This window comes from Thiohalocapsa sp., assembly GCF_019695415.1.
Classification (GTDB): domain Bacteria; phylum Pseudomonadota; class Gammaproteobacteria; order Chromatiales; family Chromatiaceae; genus Thiohalocapsa.
In genome coordinates this window covers 1-3,797 of record NZ_JAIFKJ010000153.1, presented here as the reverse complement: position 1 = coordinate 3,797, position 3,797 = coordinate 1, and the positions used below count along the sequence as shown (strand labels likewise).

The 3,797-nt window shown below is 65.2% G+C and carries 4 protein-coding genes; 3 read left to right on the top strand and 1 reads right to left on the bottom strand.

The window, feature by feature from the left end; genetic code table 11:
- Positions 1 to 238: hypothetical protein (locus I6U14_RS04025; protein WP_296897058.1), on the bottom strand; the 238-nt coding region annotated here is incomplete at its 3' end.
- Between the two features lie 710 nt (positions 239 to 948).
- On the opposite strand from I6U14_RS04025, the gene I6U14_RS04020 reads away from it, so the two are divergent.
- Genes I6U14_RS04020 through istB form a run of 3 tightly spaced genes read left to right on the top strand, consistent with a single transcriptional unit; the run spans position 949 to position 3,610 of the window.
- Positions 949 to 1,368, top strand: a complete 420-nt coding sequence (locus I6U14_RS04020) for a hypothetical protein (protein ID WP_296897057.1) — start codon at positions 949 to 951, stop codon at positions 1,366 to 1,368.
- Positions 1,365 to 2,855, top strand: coding sequence for an IS21 family transposase (gene istA / locus I6U14_RS04015; RefSeq protein WP_296897056.1), 1,491 nt, complete (start codon positions 1,365 to 1,367; stop codon positions 2,853 to 2,855). The genes I6U14_RS04020 and istA overlap by 4 nt, the downstream gene beginning before the upstream one ends.
- On the top strand, positions 2,852 to 3,610 hold the full coding sequence (gene istB, locus I6U14_RS04010) for an IS21-like element helper ATPase IstB (protein ID WP_296897055.1): 759 nt from the start codon (positions 2,852 to 2,854) through the stop codon (positions 3,608 to 3,610). The genes istA and istB overlap by 4 nt, the downstream gene beginning before the upstream one ends.
- Positions 3,611 to 3,797 lie beyond the last annotated feature (187 nt).

Below are 3,797 nucleotides of genomic sequence, written 5' to 3'. Positions count from 1 at the left end.
CACCCCGATACCGCGCCCCCAAACCGTGCCAGGCACGGCTCGCGGGAGAGTATCGACACAGCAAGGCGACGTAGCACGCCAACAGATCCCGATGCGGCATCGCATCGCTGCGCAACGGCGCCACCGCCGCCGCAGCCTGTGCCAGATCGGTATGGCGCTCCAGCGCCTGGCCAATGAGTCCGAGTCCGGCGTGGGAGGTGAAATCCGCCTCGGATTCGGCAATGACGAAACGACGCATCGGGCCATGTCAGCGCCAACCTGAAGACGTAGTCATTCAGCCGGAGTGAACGTGCGGAGGTCGGCCTCGGCCATCTTCTTCTCCGCCCTTCTCTATCTCCTCTTCTTCCGCGTCCGCGGCTTCTTCCCCGTCTTCTTCTGCGCGTGCCGGTGTCGGTGCCGACGAGCGTTGTCAGCGATGCTTCGGTTGTATCCGGAGGGTTGCCTGAATGACACGTCGAAGACGGCGCAAGTGCTTGCACTGCGGCGAATTGTTCCATCCTGATCCGCGCAATGCGCACCACCAGCGCTACTGCGGCAAGCCGGATTGTCGACGCGCGAGCAAGGCGACCAGTCAGCGGCGTTGGCTGTCGAAGCCGGCCAACCGGGAGTACTTCCGTGGTGCGGCGAACGTGGAGCGGGTCCGCGCCTGGCGGGCAGAGCATCCCGGCTATGCGCGCCGTGGGCGCCGGGGCAAGACGCAAGGCCAGCCTGCGTTACAAGATGTCTGCGGCGAGCAAGTGACTGATAAGACAGCGGAATCCGGTAACTTGGAGCGCGCTGCGTTACAAGATCTCTGCGGTGCGCAATCGGTTGTTTTGATTGGGCTTATCGCGAACTTAACCGGATCGGCGTTACAAGACGACATCGCGCGCTGCGCACGGCGCTTCCAACAATTGGGGCAGGACATTCTCAGTGCCGGGACGCCGCCCCCTGTTGGAGGAACATGCGATGCAGAAAACCCTGTTGAGTCCGTCCCGGCGCCGTCAGGTGCCACGCCAGTTCAGTTGGATCGATCAGCGCCTGGTGCGTGAGCGCCACATCGGGCGCTGCACGAGCGAGGGCTTGGCGCTGTACCTGTTTTTGGTCACGGTGGCCGATGCCGATGGCTTGAGCTTCTACGGCGAGGGCTCGATCGCGAGGTTGCTCGGCTGGTCGGAGGCTCAGGTGCAGCAGGCACGTGCCGGGCTGGTACGGGCCAATCTGATCGCGTTCCGGGCGCCGCTGTATCAGGTGCTGTCGCTGGATACGGTGCCGACGTCGCCGGCGCTTGGCGAGCCGCCGCCGCAGCCCGTGTCGCGCGAACGCGCACTCGGCGGGCTGCGCTCGCTGCGTGCGATTCTCCAGCAGGCGCAGGAGGCGGGACGATGATCGACTATCAGACCTATTGCGCCATCCACGATCACCACACGCAACGCGGGCTGAACGCGGCGCAGATCGCCGAGACTTTGGACCTGGACCCGCGCACGGTAGCTGCTTGGCTGGCCGAGCCACGCTTTCGCCCGCGCCGCGCCAGGGCGCGGGCAAGTAAGCTCGATCCGCACAAGGCGACCATCCGCCGCTGGTTGGAGGCGCACCGTTACAGCGCCCAGCAGGTGTTCCAGCGCCTGCGCGAGGAGGAGCAGTACACGGGCGGGATCAGCATCGTGAAGGACTATGTCCGCCAGGTGCGCCCGCCGCGGGCTCCGGCGTTTCTGACTTTGGCGTTCGCGCCGGGCGAGTGCGCGCAGGTCGATTGGGGGTCTTGGGAGGCGGTGGCCGTGGGCGAGACGCGCCGGCGCTTGTCGCTGTTCGTGATGGTGCTCTGCTACAGCCGCCTGCTGTATGTCGAATTCACGCTGAGCCAGACGATGGAGCAGTTCCTCGCCTGCCATCAGAACGCGTTTGCGTACTTCGGCAACCGGGTGCCGGAGAAGGTGATGGTGGACAATCTGAAGTCCGCGGTGCTCAGGCGCATCACCGGTGAGGCGCCGGTGTTCAATCCGCGCTATCTGGACTTCGCCCGCCACTGGGGCTTTCGCATCGTCGCCTGCAACAAGGGCAAGGGCAACGAGAAGGGGCGCGTCGAGTCGGGGGTGGGCTATGTGAAGAAGAACTTCCTCAACGGCCTGGACATCGCCGACTTCAGCGCCGTGAATCCGGCCGCGCGGGTGTGGATGGACACCATCGCCAACGTGCGCGTGCACGGCGAGACGCGCCAACGCCCGGTGGACCGCTTTGCCGAGGAGCGCTCGGCACTCCAGGCCGGGCCGGTGCAGCCTTACGATGTGGCCCACGTCACCACCGTGCGTGCTTCACCGACCTTTCGCGTGCGCTGGGACACCAACCGCTATTCAGTGCCGGCCGAGTATGCCGGACGCTTGCTGACATTGAAGGTGTATCCGGATCGGCTGTGCGTGTATGACGACCAAACGCTGATTGCGCGTCATCCGCGCTGCTGGGATCGGCACCGCGATTTCGAGTTGCCGGACCATCCCAAGGCGTTGCTCGAACAGCGCCGCGGGGCGCGGGCACAGAAGCTGCTCGGGCGCTTCCTCGCCCTCTCCCCGCAGGCCGAGGCGTATTACCGCGCACTCGCCGAGCGCAGGCTCAATGTCGAGCACCATGTGCAGAAGATCGTGGCACTGAGCGAGGTCTACGGCGCCGAGGCCACCGCGCGCGCCATGGCCGATGCCTTCGCGTATCAGGCGTTCAGCTGTGAGTACATCGCCAACCTGCTGGAGAGCCGCGCACGCCTGCGCCCCGAGCCCGCCGCCTTGCAGCTGACTCGCCGCCAGGACCTGCTGGAGCTGGAGATGCCGCAGCCGGATCTGGCCCTGTATCAGGCAACGCACGATGGCGAGCAGGAGGACCGATGAGCATATCCACAACTCCCGCCCCGGAGTCGCTGGCCGAGCAGCTGGCCTATCTGAAGTTGCCCTTCATGCTCGAAGAGCATGCAGCATTGGCCAAGCAGGCGGCAGAGGAGCATTGGGATCACGTCGCCTTTCTGGCGCGTCTGGCCGCCGGCGAGGCGGCGCTGCGCCGCGAGCGCAGTGTGCAGCGGCGCATCAACCAGGCTCGCTTCCCGGTGATCAAGACCCTGGAGCAGTTCCAATGGACTTGGCCGAAGACGATCAACCGCATGCAGGTGCAGCATCTGTTCCGGCTGCAGTTCCTTGCCGACAAGGGCAACGTGATCTTCCTCGGCAACGTCGGACTGGGCAAGACGCATCTAGCTACCGCGCTCGGCTACGCCGCCTGCATGCAGGGACTGAGCGTGCGCTTCACCACCGCCGTGGAGGTGATCAACGCACTGGCCGCAGCACAACGCGCCAAGCGCCTGAAACAGGCGCTGGACAGTTACCGAAAGCCGGCACTGCTTATCCTGGACGAGCTGGGGTACCTGCCCATCGACAAGACCGGCGCCGATCTGCTCTTTCAGATCATCAGCCAACGTTACGAGCAGGGCAGCATCATCGTGACCTCCAACCGCGCCTACAAGCACTGGGCGGAGATCTTCAACAACGATGCCACCCTCACCTCGGCACTGCTCGACCGCCTCCTGCATCACGCCGAGACCGTGCTCATCGAGGGACAGAGCTACCGCATGCAGGACCGCACCGAGTCCTGAGCGCCGCGCACCGCCGCTCCAAAGGGGGCGGCGGCGCGCTTGTTTGCCGCCAACACTTTCACATCGGCTGTTTGGGTGCAAAATGACGTCGGCGTTAACAATCGCCTCATCTCGATCGCCATAGGTGCGGGAGTACTCGACTAGCGGCTTGGGCCTCGGTCGGCGCTGGGCGCGCGGGACTTCCGTG

Coding starts and splice junctions, on each gene's coding strand:
- istA (WP_296897056.1), top strand. CDS start 1,365: ATGATCGACTATCAGACCTATTGCGCCATCCACGATCACCACACGCAA.
- istB (WP_296897055.1), top strand. CDS start 2,852: ATGAGCATATCCACAACTCCCGCCCCGGAGTCGCTGGCCGAGCAGCTG.
- I6U14_RS04020 (WP_296897057.1), top strand. CDS start 949: ATGCAGAAAACCCTGTTGAGTCCGTCCCGGCGCCGTCAGGTGCCACGC.